The 17202-nt window shown below is 58.7% G+C and carries 14 protein-coding genes; 9 read left to right on the top strand and 5 right to left on the bottom strand.

The features are described from left to right. The first annotated feature begins 227 nt into the window (after window positions 1-227). From mrcB to KI787_15495, 5 genes are read left to right on the top strand one after another with little or no spacing between them, the layout of a single operon-like run. Window positions 228-2480: a penicillin-binding protein 1B gene (gene mrcB / locus KI787_15515; GenBank protein MBV6631363.1), complete on the top strand. Its 2253-nt coding sequence runs from the start codon at window positions 228-230 to the stop codon at window positions 2478-2480. A 4-nt stretch (window positions 2481-2484) separates the two neighbouring features. Further along, window positions 2485-3036: a tetratricopeptide repeat protein gene (locus tag KI787_15510; protein ID MBV6631362.1), complete on the top strand. Its 552-nt coding sequence runs from the start codon at window positions 2485-2487 to the stop codon at window positions 3034-3036. After that, window positions 3036-4952 carry an ATP-dependent DNA helicase gene (locus tag KI787_15505; GenBank protein MBV6631361.1) on the top strand — a complete coding sequence of 639 codons (1917 nt, stop codon included), beginning with the start codon at window positions 3036-3038 and terminating at the stop codon, window positions 4950-4952. The genes KI787_15510 and KI787_15505 overlap by 1 nt, the downstream gene beginning before the upstream one ends. 55 nt (window positions 4953-5007) lie before the next feature. Beyond that, window positions 5008-5679, top strand: coding sequence for a tRNA (adenosine(37)-N6)-threonylcarbamoyltransferase complex dimerization subunit type 1 TsaB (gene tsaB, locus KI787_15500; GenBank protein MBV6631360.1), 672 nt, complete (start codon window positions 5008-5010; stop codon window positions 5677-5679). A 23-nt stretch (window positions 5680-5702) separates the two neighbouring features. Next, window positions 5703-6221: a gamma carbonic anhydrase family protein gene (locus KI787_15495; GenBank protein ID MBV6631359.1), complete on the top strand. Its 519-nt coding sequence runs from the start codon at window positions 5703-5705 to the stop codon at window positions 6219-6221. Window positions 6222-6350: 129 nt separating this feature from the next. On the opposite strand, the gene KI787_15490 is transcribed toward KI787_15495, so the two are convergent. Next, entirely contained in the window at window positions 6351-9023 is a 2673-nt protein-coding gene (locus KI787_15490; GenBank protein MBV6631358.1) for a membrane dipeptidase, read from the bottom strand. Between the two features lie 282 nt (window positions 9024-9305). Here KI787_15490 and KI787_15485 point away from each other — a divergent pair, with 282 nt between their 5' ends. Continuing rightward, window positions 9306-11870: a penicillin acylase family protein gene (locus tag KI787_15485; GenBank protein MBV6631357.1), complete on the top strand. Its 2565-nt coding sequence runs from the start codon at window positions 9306-9308 to the stop codon at window positions 11868-11870. Window positions 11871-11906: 36 nt separating this feature from the next. Here KI787_15485 and KI787_15480 read toward each other — a convergent pair whose 3' ends face one another. Both KI787_15480 and KI787_15475 read right to left on the bottom strand, forming a co-directional pair. Next, complete coding sequence (locus tag KI787_15480; protein ID MBV6631356.1) at window positions 11907-12422, bottom strand: mechanosensitive ion channel family protein; 516 nt, start codon at window positions 12420-12422, stop codon at window positions 11907-11909. A 197-nt stretch (window positions 12423-12619) separates the two neighbouring features. Next, window positions 12620-13327, bottom strand: coding sequence for a class I SAM-dependent methyltransferase (locus tag KI787_15475; GenBank protein ID MBV6631355.1), 708 nt, complete (start codon window positions 13325-13327; stop codon window positions 12620-12622). A gap of 12 nt (window positions 13328-13339) precedes the next feature. On the opposite strand from KI787_15475, the gene KI787_15470 reads away from it, so the two are divergent. Genes KI787_15470 through KI787_15460 form a run of 3 tightly spaced genes read left to right on the top strand, consistent with a single transcriptional unit; the run spans window position 13340 to window position 15307 of the window. Continuing rightward, window positions 13340-14266: a transaldolase gene (locus KI787_15470; GenBank protein ID MBV6631354.1), complete on the top strand. Its 927-nt coding sequence runs from the start codon at window positions 13340-13342 to the stop codon at window positions 14264-14266. Then, window positions 14263-14922: a CoA pyrophosphatase gene (locus KI787_15465; protein MBV6631353.1), complete on the top strand. Its 660-nt coding sequence runs from the start codon at window positions 14263-14265 to the stop codon at window positions 14920-14922. The genes KI787_15470 and KI787_15465 overlap by 4 nt, the downstream gene beginning before the upstream one ends. Next, complete coding sequence (locus KI787_15460; GenBank protein MBV6631352.1) at window positions 14900-15307, top strand: hypothetical protein; 408 nt, start codon at window positions 14900-14902, stop codon at window positions 15305-15307. The genes KI787_15465 and KI787_15460 overlap by 23 nt, the downstream gene beginning before the upstream one ends. Before the next feature lie 203 nt (window positions 15308-15510). Here the strand turns inward: KI787_15460 and KI787_15455 are convergent. After that, a protein-coding gene (locus KI787_15455; protein ID MBV6631351.1) for an IS3 family transposase occupies window positions 15511-16586 on the bottom strand; the annotation gives its coding sequence in 2 pieces (ribosomal slippage) (window positions 15511-16337 and window positions 16337-16586; 1077 coding nt in all). Between the two features lie 39 nt (window positions 16587-16625). Continuing rightward, window positions 16626-17141, bottom strand: a complete 516-nt coding sequence (locus KI787_15450) for a hypothetical protein (GenBank protein ID MBV6631350.1) — start codon at window positions 17139-17141, stop codon at window positions 16626-16628. Between the last annotated feature and the right edge of the window lie 61 nt (window positions 17142-17202).

The raw sequence follows: 17202 nt of genomic DNA, 5'->3' as shown, positions 1-17202 counted from the left end.
TCAGACGATTTGAGGGGCTCATATATGCAACGAACTTCTGTTAAGGGACACTAGGTTGAACACAATGTTGAAGTGGGATGTCCAGCGTTTTGCTCGTACCTTACGTACCCTTTCGGCAGTTCCTAGCCTTGCCTCGGCATTTTGAGCGTGGCTAGAAGTGCGTGGGAGGGCAGGGCAGTGACCGGAAATAAGACTGACTGTTGGCTGTAGCCGCTACACTTCGGGCTATGCGGCGATGGTTTCCTTGGATTGGCTTGATGTTGGCGGTGGGCTTTTTGGGCCTCGCTGCTTTGGTGTTTCATAGCGACCGTACGGTGCGAGCGCGCTTCGCGAGTGCGCGCTGGGTGCAACCTGCGCAGGTCTATTCAGCGCCGCAGGAGCTCTACACCGGTGCTCCACTGAGCACGGCTGACCTGGCGAAGTCCCTGCAACGTTTGGGCTATCGCCTGGTGGGCAACAGCCCAGAACAGCCTGGTGAATACCTCCAGTCCGCAGCTTCCACGACCGTTTACCGGCGGGGGTTCCAGGTAGGCGGCGAGGTTGAGCCACCTAAGCAGCTGGTACTGCAGCACACCCGTTCCAGTATTCGTTCCGTGACGGATGCGCAGGGCCAATCCATTCCCTTAGAGCGATTGGAGCCTGAGCGCATTGGGTCTTTGTTCCCGACTCAAGGTGAGGACCGGCTGCTGCTCCGCTTAGAGGATTGGCCGCAGCAACTCAAACAGGGTTTGTTGGCCGTTGAGGACCGGCGCTTTTATGAGCATGCCGGGGTAGACCCGCAAGGTTTGGCGCGGGCCATGCTCCGTAACCTGCGCGCAGGGCGGGTGGTGGAGGGTGGATCCACCTTGACGCAGCAGCTGGTTAAGAACCTGTTTTTAACCAACAAGCGCAGCTATACCCGCAAAGCTCGTGAGGCCATCATGGCCTTGTTGTTGGAGTGGCACTTTGACAAAAACGCACTGCTAGAGGCCTACGGTAACGAGGTATATCTAGGCCAAGACGGTGCGCGCGCTATCCACGGGTTTGGTTTGGGCAGCCAATACTGGTTCGGAAAACCGTTGCAGGAACTCACCACCGCGGAGTTGGCTCTGCTAGTAGGGATGGTGAAAGGGCCTTCAGCCTACAACCCGGTACGGAATCCCGACAAAGCCCGCGAGCGACGCAATGTGGTGCTGCGTGTATGGCTGGCCGCGGGCTTACTCGATGCGCAGGAGCTGGCGAAATCAGAGGCCGCTCCCTTGGGTGTCGCGAGTAATAGTCGTCAGCGCCAGACCACCACGGCTTTCATAGATTTGGTGCGCCGCGAGCTACAGCGCGATTTCGCCAGCGATAGCCTCACCTATGGCGGACTACGGATCTACACGCATTTAGATCCGTATCTGCAGGCGGCAGCTGAAGCCAGCGTTGCCAAGGTGCTGCCAGAGCTGCAGGCGCGCGGTGGTAACGCTTTGCAAGCAGCATTGGTGGCCACCAGCGTGGCCGATGGTCGGATTCGTGCGCTAGTGGGCTCTGCGCAGCCGGGCCAAACCGGCTTTAATCGTGCGCTGGATGCCAGAAGGCCCATAGGTAGCTTGATTAAGCCGGTGGTGTACACCACGGCATTGAGTCAGCCCAAACGCTATAGCTTAGTGAGCCCATTACAAGATGAGCGTCTACGCTGGGAGCTGCCCAATGGAGATGTATGGGAACCGCAAAATTTTGATGAAGAGGTGCATGGGCAGGTGCCTCTCTACCTGGCCTTAGCCAAGTCCTATAACTTGGCGACGGTTGCTCTGGCCCGCGATTTGGGTATACCGCGAATTGCCCAAACACTGCGTGACTTAGGGGTGCGTGAAGCCATACCCGTGGTGCCGTCCTTAAGTTTGGGCGTGCTGGAGCTCAGTCCTTTGGATGTTGCACGCATGTATAACACCCTGGCTGCAGGTGGCTACCCGAGCCCATTGCGCGCGATTGCTGGTGTATACACTGCAGATGGCGAGGCTCTGCTGCGCGACGAACTGCGTTTGGAGCGGGGTTTGGATCGACGAACCAGCTTCTTGCTCCATTGGGCTATGCAACGCACCGTGATCGAGGGCACAGCCCGCAGCCTGCCGAGGTATTGGCCTAATGCGCCCACCTTGGCCGGCAAAACAGGCACTAGTGATGGCCAGCGCGATGCTTGGTTTTCTGGTTTTGGTGCTGATCTGCAGGCCACCGTGTGGGTGGGGCGTGACGACAATCAAAGCATGGCCCTCACTGGTGCCAGCGGTGCCCTGCCAGTATGGGCGCAGTTTATGGCCAAGGCAGGCCCGCGCCCGCTCCCGTTAAGACCCCCGCCGGGAGTCGCTATGCATACTGTGGATCAGGACAGTTATCTGCCAGCCGAGCAGGGCTGCCGTACACTGCTTGCTATTCCCTTTGTTGAGGGCAGTGTCCCGGATGAAGCCGCACCTTGCGCGCGTTCCCAGCGGTCACGCTGGTTCCGCCGTTTCTTTGATTAAATCCATGGCTCTACAGCGAATTTGCCAGCTCCTCTTGGTTGTCAGTGTCGCTGCGTTGCCGGCCTGTGCGACAACCGACTCTGGATCGTCATCATCATGGCCATGGCCGGATACGCCCTATTCAGAGACAAAGCCGGGTTACGGATCTAGCCAAGCTCCGGTACAAGAGTCTCAGCGCCAAAGCGCTTCGGCCGACACCCAACGCGCCTTGCAGCCGCGTGAATTGGCGGCGCGAAGTCAGGTCGGTCAGAGCTTATTGGTACAGGCACGGGAGCAGCGCGTGATGGGCGCTTATGTGGACGCTGCTGCCACCTTGGAGCGCGCCATTGGTATCGACGCTCAAGATCCCGTTCTGTGGTGGGAATTGGCCCGAGTGCGGCTGGAGCAAAATCGGCTCAACGATGCCGAGAACCTCAGCCAAAGGGCCTTGGAGTACGCCTGGCCAGAAGACCCCATATACGCAGCGTGCTGGGAACTCATTGCGCAGGCTCGCGAGTTGCGCGGTGACCAGCGAGGCGCGAGTCAGGCGCGGGAACAGGCGCGCAGTCGTAGTTAATGCACGATCTTGCTGAGGTTTTCGCCGGTGATGGACCGCTGGCCAATGCGCTGCAGAGCTATAGAGAGCGCGCCGGGCAGCTCGCGATGGCCGAAGACCTAGAGCAGGCTTTGCAAGCACGCGAACACCTGGTGGCGGAGGCTGGGACCGGCGTGGGGAAAACCTTCGCCTACCTGGTACCGGTGCTGCGTAGCGGGCAGCGCACCATCATTGCCACCCACACCCGCAGCCTCCAAGATCAGCTGTTTTTCGGGGATATTCCCCGCTTGCGCAGCGCCCTGAGTCAGAGCCTGGATGTCGCTCTGCTCAAAGGTCGCTCTAACTACTACTGCCACCAGCGCGCAGATTTGGCTCAGGCTAAGAATCAGACTCAGGCTGAAGAATTGGCCGGGTTAAGGCTGTGGGTAGGCTCGCATCACAGCGGGGATTTGGATCAATACGATGGGCTGCCAGCCGACTGGCCATTGAAGTCGCAGGTCACCTCCACGGCCGACAACTGTCTGGGCCTGGAATGCCCATTTATCGATAAATGCTGTGTGAACAAAGCGCGCCAAAGGGCGGCTCGGGCTCAGGTGGTGGTGGTGAATCACCATCTCTTGGCCGCAGACTTGGCCCTGAAGGACCAAGGCTTTGGCGATTTGTTGGCGCGGGCGGACAATGTGATCGTCGATGAGGCGCATAAATGGCCCGAAGTGCTTGGGCTGTTCTTTGGTTTTGCGCTCAGCTCTTATCGTCTGCGTGATTGGTACACCGACTGGCAAAAGCTGGATCCAGCGTGGCCGGAGTTAGCAAGCGCCGCAGATGCCGTTTTACAGGATCTAGAACAACTGCAACGCAGCATTCCCAGCCGCAGTGAGCGGGTTGGTCGCGATGAGTTGCTCGCCGACCGTCGCTTTAGCGAACGCTTGGAGGCCTTGCAAACTCGTTTGAGTGAATTGGGAGCAAAATGCGAAGAAGGTGCCGATACCCCGGCCAGGCAACAGTTATTGCTCAGGGTGTTGGAGCTGCAAAACCAAGCGACCGATTGGCAGTCAGCTCAGGATGAACAAGCCGTGTGCTGGGCTCAGCGTAGTCAACGCGGCTTTGCACTCCATGCCTTGCCCTTAGACGTTAGCGCGCTCAGCCAAAGTGGCTTTGCGGCGCAGCAGGGTAGCTGGATTTTTGTATCCGCCACCTTATCCGTTAATGGGGATTTTCAATACATTCGGGATCGGCTGGGCCTGGAGCAGACTACTCCCTGCCTGCGCTATCCCAGCCCCTTTGACTATCCAGTGCAGGGGCGTTTGTATGTTCCGCGCGCTTTAGGACAAACCGGCCATGGGCCGGAGCACACTAAAGCCGTGCTCAAGCAAGCCTGGCCCTTGTTGCAGGAGGCGGACGGCGGCGCCTTCATACTTTGCACCTCACTACGTGCTGTGCAGGAAGCGGCGGAGTTGCTTCGTCAGCATGGGCCTTGGCGCGTGCTTGAGCAGGGAAGTGAGGCCAATGGTCTGCTGTTGGAGCGCTTTAAGCGCGATGGCCATGCCGTGCTGGTTGGCGCTGCTAGCTTCTGGGAGGGTGTGGATGTGCCCGGACACAGCCTGCGCTTAGTCGTTATTGACCGTCTTCCATTTCAATCTCCGGCCGACCCTGTGCATGCGGCGCAGCGTCGACGCGCTGAACGCCTGGGGCAGTCTGCCTTTGCCCGAGTGGATCTGCCTCCAACCGCAGTGGCTCTGCAGCAAGCGGTGGGTCGATTGCTACGCCGAGAGACGGATTTCGGTGTGGTGATGATTGGCGATACACGGCTGGTGACCAAAGGGTACGGCCGCCAACTCCGCGCGAGCCTGCCGCCGCTACCTTTGGAGCAAGACCTCGAACCTGTACGCCGCTTTCTGCGTGAGCAGATGGCGATGGGCGACAATACCGCCGCCTAGCGGCGCCTCACTCGTCGCTTCTTGGCCTCCCGGACTGTTTGAGATCTGAATTGTTATGAGCCATCGACTGATTGCTGTGGACTCTTCCAATGCGCACACCTCGTTGGTGGCCAGCGAAGATGGTGAGCTGTGCTGGAGCGGCGACTGTGATCAGCGCGACAATTTGGGCTGGTTGCGTCATTCCCTCAGCCAAGCCCTCACCGAGCTCGGTTGGGAGCGAAGCAGCGTAGATGCCCTCGCCGTGTCGCATGGCCCAGGTGCGCTCACCGGAGTCCGCGTGGGAGTGGGCTTTGTGCAGGCCTACGCCATGGGCCTGCAACGTCCAGTGCATGCAGTCAATACGCTTGCAGCATTAGCCGCGAGCACCCAGCGCCCGGACTCCGTCGAAGAGCTCAAAGTAGCTTTAGATGCCCGCATGGGTCAGCTCTACGCGGCGCGGATCAATTTGCAAAGCTGGGCGGTGCTGGACGAACAATTGGCTGAGCCCGCCCCCATACTGCGCAGCTGGGGAGCCGGCCTGTATGCAGGGCCAGGATGGGCCGTCTACGCTGAGCAACTTAGTGCAAAGCAGCGCTGCATTAGCGGGGTTGGTCCTCATGCCCGCGGGGTGGCCATTGCTAGCCACGCTGTGCCGGCACAGCCCGCACATGAGGTGCAGGTCCATTATTTACGAAGACAAGTGGCGCGCGTGCCCGAGCGGGTCAAGCTCAGCACTCAAGACACTTGACGCATACCATTGAGGAGACCTACATGATCTATGAAATTGCCGGCCTGCGCCCCCAAGTTGCGCCCGACTGCTGGATTGCTCCCAACGCCACCGTAATCGGCGATGTGGTGCTCAAGGAACAGTCCAGCGTGTGGTTCAACGTGGTCATTCGCGGCGATAACCACCGCATGACCATTGGCGCCCGCAGCAATATTCAAGAAGCCAGTGTGTTGCACACTGATGCCGGAATCCCGCTGACCATCGGCGAGGATGTCACTGTGGGGCACCAGGCCATGCTGCATGGCTGCACCATTGGCGATAACAGCCTGATCGGCATACAGGCCGTGATTTTGAATCGGGCTAAAATTGGTAAGAACTGCCTGATTGGAGCCGGCACACTCATCCCCGAAGGCAAGGAAATACCAGACGGATCATTGGTGATGGGCACGCCGGGCAAGGTGGTCCGTAGCCTCACCGAACCCGAGATCGCCATGCTCAAGATGTCGGCTGCGCACTACGTGCAGAACTCCCAGCGCTTCGCCACCGAGCTAAAACCAGCGTAGCAACACTGCCGCAGTGAGCCCGCTGGAGAAAACAGCTTTACTCTGCGCGTTTCTTGGCTTTCAGGCCCAGGGGGCAATAGGCCCCTGGGCTAGGTTGTGTTTGAGGCTGTGCGCAGCTCGTTGGCAATACTAAGGGTTGGCCACGCGGTAAGCCTCGCTGGCCGCGACGGTGCGTTCCCACATCCGAAGGTAGCCTTCGGCGGAGCTGAAGAACTGTTTGAGGGCCTCCGTGACCTCTTCGTCGCTGAGATCCGAGTGCAGTTGCATGTCGGCGATTTTGTCGGCGTAGAGCCCGTAATGCGCGGTTCCTCGGCTGCCTCCAGCACCATCGCCGCTGTACAGCGAGAACTGGACATCGCCGGTGGTTTGCTTATCAAAGACCACGCGGCCATCTACTGAGGTGAAGGGGTATAGCCCTCCCTCCGGCGGCGCACCGGGGGAGCCAGGCAAGTTGGCGATGCCGTTCACATCGGAGGCAAAGCCGCTGGTTCCTAGGCCGGCCACCTTGAAGGCATCGGCACGGGGACGCTCCCCGTTGCGGAGCAGCTCGCGGGCCCAGCCCGTGCTACTGCCTGAAGCAAAGGAGTGCGTCGTACCGCCCCGTTCAGCGGTGAGATCCCGCATGGGGTCTGGGCCACCCCAGCCGCCATGACTGTTGATGGTGGGGTAACCAAAGGGCTGAGCCAACTCCAGTATTCGGCGCATGGCCTTTTGGCTGATGTGATCGGTTTCGATAATCATGCCCCGTCGCATCAACTGATCGATGAGCGAGTGACCCAACTCGGTGAGGCCGCGCACATTACACATGCGTTCTCGGCTGGTAGCACCGCGGGGGTCTAACATCGAGAACTCATCGGGGGCATCGGGAAAATCTGCACCGAGGAAGTCCAGCTGAAACAGTAGCTGGTCGATCATGCCCAATGGCAAGGTGTCGAACTGCTCCGGTAGGCGGTTCTCTTCGGGCGCCCCCGGACACAGCTCGAACTCCACCGGGTGTCCAGTTTCGGCAAGGTTACCGGCGTAAAGCACGCCCGAGATTCCGGCCACGCTACCAAGGTCGGGAAGGTGGCCACCAAAGCCGTTGTCGAACTTATGCACCGGGAAGAAGGTGGTAACACCCATCTCCTGCGCATCGTCCAAGCGCTCAATCATCTGCTCTTCAGAGCACTCCGGCGAATCTAAGAATTCGCCGCAATTCAGCGGTTTGGACAGCTCCATACCTAATACGACGGCCATCTTGCCTTGAGCGATAACCGCACGAGCTTCGGCTGGGGAGCGAACGATGCGAAACCAGCCTTCTCCAGGGCCGCCTTCTTGGGCATCGATATAGCGCTCCATTTCCACCATGCGCTGGGCTTGCAAGGCAATAGCCGGCACGGCATCGCAATCGTTTTCTTTTTGCGGGTTGAGTTGGCAAAGCACCTCGTTATGGACCAAATCGTTAACCAGGATCTTCAAGCCCGCTAAATGCGCCCGCTCAATCCACTTGTAGTAACTCTGGTGGTGCTGGAGGGAGTTATGCCGTGGCCAAAACTCAAAATCTGGCCAACCACGAGTGGCATGCTCTGGCCCAGTGCCACTGGTGACAATTTCCACCAAGCCTAAGCGGCCTTCTTCGCCATGGTTTTCCGAGCAGTCTTCCAGGGCATGATCCACCCCAAACTTGTGGAAGGGGTCGCCATAGTTGATGCGTCCACCAATGAACTCATAGGCGGAGATATGAGCATGCGCATCCACAAAGCCGTACACGTCATCCTCATCAATGAGGCCGGCAGATTTTTCCGCGGCGAACAACTCCACCTCGCTCAAAAACTTGGCCGGGCCGATGTCGGCGACGGTGGCATTGAGCTCCGCCTCAGGATACGCATCACAGCTTTCCGCGCTTTGAATCAAAAAGCTGGCTTCTGGCGCGGATGTATCGGAATCCGTGAGCCCGATTCCAGATTCGCTCAGCACCAGCCGCTGTCCGGTGTGGGCCTGGGCGACGCCAAAGCGGCCATTGCCAAGCTCCACAAGCTCCCATACGGCGAGGTCGTTGGCGCGATCGACCATAGCCAGGGTGGGCATAACGTCCTGCGCAGCGATCATCTGAGCTCCAGACTCAATCAGCCGACCTAGGGTTTGCAAAGTGTCGTCGTCGGGGTCGGCGATGTCGATAAAGAAGTCCGCCATATCACCGAGGGCGCGAACCAGAACGCCGACCTCGCCAACTAAGTTCCCGGCCTCATCAAGAAACTCGCCGAATTGATCGGACAGGCCCAACAGCTTTTTGGTGCCTACCTCTCCAGGCTCACGCATGTAGTCGGAGAGCAGCAGATAGCGACCCAAATTGGTAGGTTTGAAGTAGAAGGCTTGCGCCTGGGCTGGGTCGTTCGTAGTGGTGTAAGCGTCCTCCGCGGCGTTGTGAGCGAGGCTGAAGTCATCACTACGCAGGGTGAAGCAGTCATTTGCGGCGCCATAGATATCGTCGATATCGGATTTCGCCGCGGGCGGCGGAGGTGTTGGCGTAGGAGTGGCCGTAGGGCTAGGCGATGTGGTGGGCGCGGGTGTTGTAGACGGGCTGGGCGTAACGGAGGGGCTAGGCGTAACCGGAGGTGCGCTGGGAACAGCTGTAGGCTGAGGGCTTGGTGATGCTGAGGGTACGACGCTAGGGGTTGGTGTTGCGCTAGGCGCAGGAGTCGCGCTCGGTGTGGGCTCAGCACTGTCGAACTGAGAATCCCGCCCCGTTGGGTCGCTATCGTCGCATGCGGTGAGTAGGCTAGTCGCCAATAGGGCGCCTGCTGCCAAAAGCTGATGTTTCAAACTTGTCTCCTCCCAAGGGAACTACCCCGGTTCTCTGGCGGCGCAGTTTAGCGGAGATTTCCGAGCTTTTTGAACGAATATGCGCGTCTACTGGGTATTTGCCACATCTCGGTGTCACTTTCGCTCCCTTGGTGCCTCTCAGGGGTTTTTGGCAGACGGCGACTAGAGTTTGCCTGCCGAAGGCTGCGACACGTCATTGACGTAGAAGGACTACGGTCATAGCATCCCGCCTCCGCATGGAACCAGCTGGCCAATGTCAGCGGCGGACGAGGAGACAATGCAATGTGGATTCGAGTAGTCGCCGCAGTGGCGATGGGCTGCGCCTTGGTGGCGTGTAACGGTGGCCGTGATTCGGCTGGCAGCTTCAGGGCGAGCGCGGGTGATGCTGGCGGCAGCAGTGAGGTGAAGATCATCCGCACCGAGCATTCCATCCCCAACATTGTGGCCGCGAACCCCAAAGGTTTAGGTTATGGAGTGGGCTTTGCTCAGGCCGAGGACAACTTCTGCATTCTGGCTGCCATGTGGGCCAACTATGCCGGGGAGGGCGCCAAGTACGAGGGTCGATACCTTGGCCGCGGCCGCATTGATCTGAATCTGTTCAATGCCTACATCAACAAAACCGCCAACTTAGAAGAAATCCTGAATGCTCCGCCGCCGCATGGTCCTACCCAAGAGGTATTGGACCTGCTCGACGGCTACATCGAGGGCTACAACACCTATCTGGCCCATCACGGCGTAGACAACTTGCCAGACCCAGAATGTCGGGGGGCTGACCATGTGCGGCCTATCGACCGGATGGACGTGGCGCGACGCCTGTACGAGCTGATTGGCAAAGGCGGGCGTGATTTGGTGTGGCGCGGCATGATTCAAGCCACCCCGCCCAGTCTGACCACAGCGCCTCGCCTGCCTACAGAGGTGCCCTTGTTTGGTCGTGTTCCGGTGTACTCCGACGTGGCCGATCAGGTTAATGCCCTACTCGATGAGATTGACGGTGGGGCAGGGGCGGTGCAGCCCGAGCATATTCTGGCCCTCGGCCAAGCGTTTGCCGAGCGGATAGAGAATGGCGGGTCCAATGCGGTGGGCTTGGGCTCCGAGGCTACGGATAACGGCTCTGGTCTACTGCTCGCAAACCCGCATTGGACCTGGGATGGTTTCGATCGCTTCTGGCAGATGCATGTACAAATTCCCGACGAGCTGCACACCTCCGGTATGGGTTTTATTGGCCAGCCACTCATCATGATCGGGCATAACGAGAATGTGGCCTGGTCGCATACGGTTTCGGCGGCGCGCCGCTTGGCTTTGGCGCAACTGACCCTGGTGCCCGGCAGCCCCACCCAATACATTGTCGATGGCCAAGTGATGGACATGGAGGCCACCGAGGTCAGCATTGAGGTGCTAGAAGAAGACGGCAGTATTGGCACCCGCAGCCATACCTTTTATTCCAGCATCTACGGCCCAGTGACCACCTCGATTCTAGGCATCGACCTGCTGCCCTGGACCCAGGCCACGGCTTTCGCCATGATCGATATGAATACCGGTAGTGCGCGTATTGCCAACCAATTCTGGGAATCGAATCAGGCGCAAACTGTGGATGAGCACTACGCCGCGCATGCCAAATGGGTCGGCAATCCCTGGGCCACCACCACTGTGGCTGACTCTAACGGCGATACCCTGTTCACGGATGTGGGAACGGTGCCCAACATCTCCAATGAGCATGCCGCCCTGTGCAATACCGCAGTGGGTCAGGTGCTGTGGAATACCTTCGCCGTCGCCGTACTCAATGGAGCCTTGTCGGCCTGTGATGTGCCAACAGCCCCAGACTCGGTTGCGCCGAAGACCATGCCGGCATCCCTGCAGCCGGTGATCAAGCGCAAGGACTATGTGTCCAACTCCAACGAAAGCCATTGGCTGACCAATGCCCGTGCACCCTTAACCGGCTATTCGCGGGTATTCGGGCCGGAGAACTCCCAGCGGGCAACGCGCACCCGCATCGGTCACCGCATGATTCTGGATCGCTTGGATGGCTTAGATGGCGCGGGCAAGACCACCTTCAATCGCCAAGACTTGCAGGATCTGCTCTTCTCCAATCGCAATATGTTCGGTGAGCTGTGGGTGGATGATCTGGTGAGCTACTGCCGCGCGGTCGGTGGGCAAATGCCTGCTACGCACGATGGCTCAGGTGCGCCCGAGCTCGTTGATGTGGGCGAAGCCTGTGATGTACTGGAGAGTTGGGGGCGGACCAATTCTTTGGATGACCCCGGTGCGGTTTTGTTTTATCGCTTTTCTAGCTTGGCTTTGGCCGACCTGGACTTCACCCTGAGTTATGCCGGGGTATCCGTTGCACCATTCTGGCTGCAGCCTTTTGATCCCTCGGATCCGGTCAACACCCCTTCAGGCCTGAACCCAGCCTACTTGCCGGCCTACACGGCGCTGGCCGATACGGTCAAAGAGTTCGCAACCGCTGGGATTCCTCTGGATGCGAGCTTACGTGACTACCAACTCAGTGAGTACGGCGTGACTCGTGCGCCTTTGCATGGCGGCGCCGGCACGCTAGGTCTCTTCAACGCCATGAATGTACGCTGGCGGGGCGACCATATCGGCGCTGGCGGCGGTGGCCCCAGCTTTGTGCAGACCACCCAGTTTTTCGCGGATGGTCGCTGTCCCGACGATCGCACGCTCCTGCTGGGGAGCCAGCGTAGTCAGCATGCTTGGCTACGTGCGGACGAACAGCAGATCAAATACTCCCAAGGCATTTGGGTAGACCCACCCTTCTGTGACGAGGAGCTGGCCGCTGCCCCCGTGGAGTCGGTGACGATTCTGCGCGATGGGGTGGTAGAGCGCCGTTAGTTAGAAGCGCAGAGCCAGGGTCGGATTGGGAGCAGTTCAATCCGACTCTGGCTGCTCGGGTTTGTCTGTGGGGCCATCATCGAGGCGGATCACGGCCTTTTGCAAAATTAGATTATTGGGGTAAGTGACCACATCGCCGCGGTCCCTGAGGATGAGAACATGGAAGGGCTCGATGGACTGAATCACGCCTTGAATGTCCTCGTCCTTGTCGACCACCTTGATGCGATGGCCGACCCGATAGGGAAAGGCGAAAAAGATAATCAGGCTGGCCGTGAGATTGCTCAAAATCGACCAGGTGGCGAAGAGGGCAATGCCGATCACGGCAAAAATGGACGAAAAAAAGACCGACACCTCCCCGTAGCCGATGCCAATCGTCAGCATGGCAATGGTGAAGAAGCTCAAGAACAGGGCGATGTTGAGGGTGCGTGCGACATAGGCACTGCGAGCAGGCGAAACCTCTTTGTGATGCGACAGCCGTCGAATCAGGCGACCCAGTGCCATGCGGCAGAGTACATAAGCCAAGAAGCAGATACCGGCGGCAATCAGTTTCATAGAGGTTTAGTCAACACGAAAAGGGGCTGGCACTAGGTGACCACCGAACTCGGTGGCGGGAGGGTGAATCTTAGCCGGGCAGCAGTTAGGCCGACACAAGCATCGTCACAGCACGATTGACCCTAACAAGCCTTATGTTCGTGTGGCGCTGGCGCGGCCTAAAGGCGCCACGATGGGAGCTGGCCATTTCCGTCGTTTTAAGGAGCAAGATAAATATCCCAATGCACCCGGCCCCCACGCATGCTCAGGCTGGGTTCGCCGAGTTGCACACGCTGCCCACGGGGCGGGCGCTTGATGGCCAGCCGCTTGGGTGGATGTGCTCTGAGGCTGGCGAAGGTGTGCTCCACATCCTCGTCATGGCCCACCAAGGCGCGCAATTGCTGGGTTTGCAGGCCGGGGGCAGCGCCCTTGTGATTACCACTGCCGGGATACATGGGGTCGTACATCACGGCTTGGGCACCACGCCAATCATCTGGCGCTGCCTGATGGCCGCCCCAGCAAAGGTTATGAGCCATAGCCTCAGGAGCTCGTTGGATGGCTTCTTGGAGCAGCATGGCCAGTACGGGGTTGCGCTCAAACACGGTGACTTGCATGCCGAGTCCGGCACATGTGGCCGCATCTCGGCCCAGGCCGCCAGTTAAGTCTAGTACCTGCCAGGGGGCTTTTTTATAGCCCAGGGCCCGTGCCAGCAGGTCTTTGCGCCCTCCCGAAATTCGTCGGCGGATGTCATCGCTATGAAAGTCGATGATGAGCGGGCGTTGGCGGGGCTGTCGATCATCCTTCAGATTCAAACGACCTTCGATATCGCGGGTTAGAATCCAAGGCGAGTCCGCCGCGTGCTGACACTGCGCCGCCACAGGATCCTGCGGGTCCAGCGCACAGTGCAGGGTGGGTAAATCCGTCATAAGGACTTCAACATGAGCAATGCTTTAGCCGAGTTGCGGCAACTGTCGACTATTGTCGCCGACAGCGGCGATCTTGCGTCGATTGCGCGACTTAAACCCGTCGATGCCACAACGAATCCCAGCTTAATTCTCAAGGCAGCGCGCAGCGACTCTGCCGAGGTACAGGAGTGGCTGCAACAAACGCGAGCCATGGCAGTGTCTGCCGCGCAAAAGCGCTACAGCCTCGGGGCACGCTTTGCCAGCCGCATTCAGCAAGATGTGGAGCGCTGGGTGTCATTGGAGGCAGACGCAACGCTGTCTTTCGATACCTCTGGCACCATTGCTTGCGCCGACCAGCTGCTGGAGGCCGTGGTGCACCATGGCGGCGATCCTCAGCGCATCCTCATTAAAGTGGCGGCGACCTGGGAGGGCATTCGCGCGGCTCAGGTTCTAGAGTCACGCGGCATTAAGACCAACCTCACACTCATCTTTAATATCAGCCAAGCGCAGCTCTGTGCTGCTGGTGGTATTCACTTAATTTCGCCATTCGTTGGGCGGATTAGCGATTGGTACAAGGCCCAGGGCCACAGCGTGACGGAGGCAGATGATGACCCCGGCGTGTTGTCGGTGCGACGAATCCAGGCCTGGGTCAAGCAGCATGGATATGCCACCTTGGTGATGGGCGCCAGCTTTCGCTCGGTGGAGCAGGTATTGGCCTTGGCTGGCTGTGACTTGCTCACCGTCGCTCCCGATTTGCTCGACAGCCTGAGCGAGCGCACTGGGGGTGTGGAGGCGGCCATTGGACGCCTGCCCGCTCATCAAGACTGGCCCGCGGTTCCCCATGAATCGGAGTTCCGCATGGGTTTGGCAGAAGATGCGATGGCGGGTGAAAAGCTCTTGGAAGGTATTCGCCGTTTTGCTGCTGATCAACGCAGCTTGGATGAGCTACTGGCAGCATGAGCTCCGCCCCTGCGGAACATTTGTCCAACTCGGAGCTTAGCCATCGGCTGCAGGCTTGTTTGAAGCCTCTGGATACACCAGCTCCGCGCCAAATGGTGGATTTAGGTGTGCCCAGCGCGGTGGATAAGCTGCTGGGCAACAATTGGAGCAAGCGGCTGAAACCGGCGGCGGTCTTGGTGGCTGTGCGCCGCACCTGGCCCGATCCCCGCGTGGTACTCACCGTGCGCACCCGGCAACTGCGCACCCACGCCGGGCAGATCAGCTTTCCTGGCGGCCGGGCGGATGCTGATGATCATTTTCCTTTAGGCACTGCCCTGCGCGAGGCCGAGGAAGAAACTGGCCTACGTGCCCATGAGCTCAGCCCGCTGGGCCTGCTGGATGATTACCCTACGGTGAGCAAATATCGCGTGACACCGGTGGTAGCGTGGCTGGAAGAGGGCGCGGGTACACATCCCCACCAGGCCGAGGTGGAGGAAATCTTTGAAGTACCCCTGCGCCATTTGTTGGACCCCAGGCGCTACAAAATCAGCATGATGGCCAAGCTGGGCGTGCCCATGGCCGAGTTTCAGCACGGGCGCTACCGCATTTGGGGCGCCACCGCCGGAATGTTGTGGAATTTACAGGAGAGGTTTCATGCCACGCTGGAGCAAAGCTGAAGCCCGAGCCGGGGAAAGCACATTAGCCTTCGCCCAGCGCCTGCAGGACGAAGCGGCCACCTTGGGCTTTGACTGGACTACGTTGCCCCCAGTGCTGGACAAGCTCAGTGAAGAAACCGCCGAACTGCGCGAAGCCATAGAAGAAGGCCAGCCATCCCATATTAGCCATGAGCTGGGTGATGTGTTGTTCACCCTGGTGAATCTGGCCCGCTGTCTCAAAGTGGATACGCAGCAGGCGCTGGAGGATGCCGCCTCCCGCTTTGATCAGCGCCTCACGCAAATGCAGCAAGGGATGGATGAGGCTGGCGAGCAGTGGCAGGGCTTGTCACTGGATGAGCTGGAGCAGCGCTGGCAGCAGGCGAAGGCGCGGTTGGCTGGAGAGTAGGGGGTCGTCGACTGGCGTTGAACGGAGCGTCAACCGTCTCTTCAGCCACGGGCCTGGCTGCAGCGCATTTATCACTAGAGGGGTCGTCCCCGATATCCCCCCGATGTCCTTGTACTCTGTCTTATGTGGCGCGGGAAAAAGCGGCGCAGGCATTGACCTTTCCCCTGGGTTAGTACCGTTGGCAGGATGAGATTTTGCATAGCCTACGCAGCTCGTTTGGCAAACTCCAGTGGGGATAGATAGCCCAATGAACTGTGTGGGCGGATATGGTTGTAGTGGTCTCGCCATTGGCGAATCTTCCCGCCAGCATCGTGTAGCGAACGGAACCAATGTTGGTTGAGGCATTCGTTGCGAAACTTGCCGTTGAGGCTCTCGACAAAAGCGTTTTGGGTGGGCTTTCCGGGCTGGATGAATGCCAGTCTTACTCCGCTTTCTTGAGCCCAGAAGAACATGGCTTTGCTGGTGAATTCGGTGCCGTTATCGCAGACAATGCTCTTTGGGAGCGACCGGCAATCACCTATCTCACTGAGGAACCGGGCGACGCGTTGGCCGGATATGGAGAATGAGGTCAGTTGGCCGACCACTTCACGTGAGTAATCGTCCACGACGTTCAGCACGCGGAAACGTCGACCATTACTGAGTTGGTCAGACACGAAATCCATGGACCAGCGTTGATTGGGGCCACTCGGCACGTCCATGACCAGCCTAGGTCGCTGTAGTTTCTTGCGCTTTTTCGTGCGCACCTGCAGGTTCTCTTCGGTGTAGACGCGATAGGTCCGCTTACGGTTGATGACGAGCCCTTCCGTCTTGAGCATGCCGTGGAGCATCAAATAGCCGTAGCAGGAGTGCTCTGCAGCCAGTATCCGTAAACGAGTACGCAACGCATCATCAGCCTTCGGCTGAGCCTGGTATCGATACGCTGTACGACTCAGCCCGGCCAATCCGCATGCCGCACGCTCGCTGATCTGAAACTGCTCAATCAGCCGCGTCACTATTGACTTCTTCTGGGCGGGCTTCACCACTTTTTTGAGAGCACGTCCTTCATTGCTTCAACCTCAAGCAGCTTCTCCGCCAGTAACCGCTTGAGCTTGGTGTTCTCCGACTCCAACTCCCGAAGCCGCTTCGCCTCGTTGACTTCGAGACCACCGTACTTGCTCCGCCAGTTGTAAAACGTGCCGACCGAAACCCCAAGGTCCCGGCAGATAGCATCAACCTTCTCGCCAGACTCGTGGCGCTTGATCGCCTTGATGATCTGCTCTTCGCTGTAACGCTTCTTCATTCTGAGATCTCCTGATCACTTGATTATCTGGAAATCTCATCAAACCTGTGGCTCTAATTGCGGGGGGAAGGTCAGAAGTAATTGCTGTGTGGCCTGACGTTTAGTGCGGTGACCTTCTATTGATGCTAGCCATTCAATTACGCCATCACGTATGTCACGACAGAAAATATCAACTTGCAACTGAAGCTTCGTATCCATCATGTTGCAGTGAATGGTGCAGCCATGCGGAGCGACAATGAAATGAAACTTATCAACGGCTTCGCGTGCCCTTTGCCGAGTTACATCGTCACTGCCCTCATGCAGATATGCACACCTAAGGGCGTAACAGTCGTTGCCGGACAAGAAAACCACCTCTCTTGCACCTGCTCCCACTCTATGAGTGTATCTATCGGCAACAAAGCGATTGAACCAATCAGCGTAATTTCTTTGGGAGCCATGCCGCTCTGGGTATTCGATCTTTCCGCAGACGTCCGGAAGTGAGAGGGCCACAAACAACGCGCTGTACCAATTCCCGGTGGCGATATTTGAGTCTATGGCTGCGATAAGCTCTTGCATAGGAATCTAACACCCTAGCTCAGCGGCACTTGCGAGCGGGCGAGTATTGGCGTAGCCAAAC

Origin of the sequence: Oceanococcus sp. HetDA_MAG_MS8, assembly GCA_019192445.1 — a bacterium.
Taxonomy (GTDB): Bacteria; Pseudomonadota; Gammaproteobacteria; order Nevskiales; family Oceanococcaceae; genus MS8.
Note: the sequence above shows the minus strand (reverse complement) of the source record. Positions and strands in the feature narration are given on the sequence as shown.

Coding starts and splice junctions, on each gene's coding strand:
- mrcB (MBV6631363.1), top strand. CDS start 228: ATGCGGCGATGGTTTCCTTGGATTGGCTTGATGTTGGCGGTGGGCTTT.
- KI787_15510 (MBV6631362.1), top strand. CDS start 2,485: ATGGCTCTACAGCGAATTTGCCAGCTCCTCTTGGTTGTCAGTGTCGCT.
- KI787_15505 (MBV6631361.1), top strand. CDS start 3,036: ATGCACGATCTTGCTGAGGTTTTCGCCGGTGATGGACCGCTGGCCAAT.
- tsaB (MBV6631360.1), top strand. CDS start 5,008: ATGAGCCATCGACTGATTGCTGTGGACTCTTCCAATGCGCACACCTCG.
- KI787_15495 (MBV6631359.1), top strand. CDS start 5,703: ATGATCTATGAAATTGCCGGCCTGCGCCCCCAAGTTGCGCCCGACTGC.
- KI787_15485 (MBV6631357.1), top strand. CDS start 9,306: ATGTGGATTCGAGTAGTCGCCGCAGTGGCGATGGGCTGCGCCTTGGTG.
- KI787_15480 (MBV6631356.1), bottom strand. CDS start 12,422: ATGAAACTGATTGCCGCCGGTATCTGCTTCTTGGCTTATGTACTCTGC.
- KI787_15475 (MBV6631355.1), bottom strand. CDS start 13,327: ATGACGGATTTACCCACCCTGCACTGTGCGCTGGACCCGCAGGATCCT.
- KI787_15470 (MBV6631354.1), top strand. CDS start 13,340: ATGAGCAATGCTTTAGCCGAGTTGCGGCAACTGTCGACTATTGTCGCC.
- KI787_15465 (MBV6631353.1), top strand. CDS start 14,263: ATGAGCTCCGCCCCTGCGGAACATTTGTCCAACTCGGAGCTTAGCCAT.
- KI787_15460 (MBV6631352.1), top strand. CDS start 14,900: ATGCCACGCTGGAGCAAAGCTGAAGCCCGAGCCGGGGAAAGCACATTA.
- KI787_15450 (MBV6631350.1), bottom strand. CDS start 17,141: ATGCAAGAGCTTATCGCAGCCATAGACTCAAATATCGCCACCGGGAAT.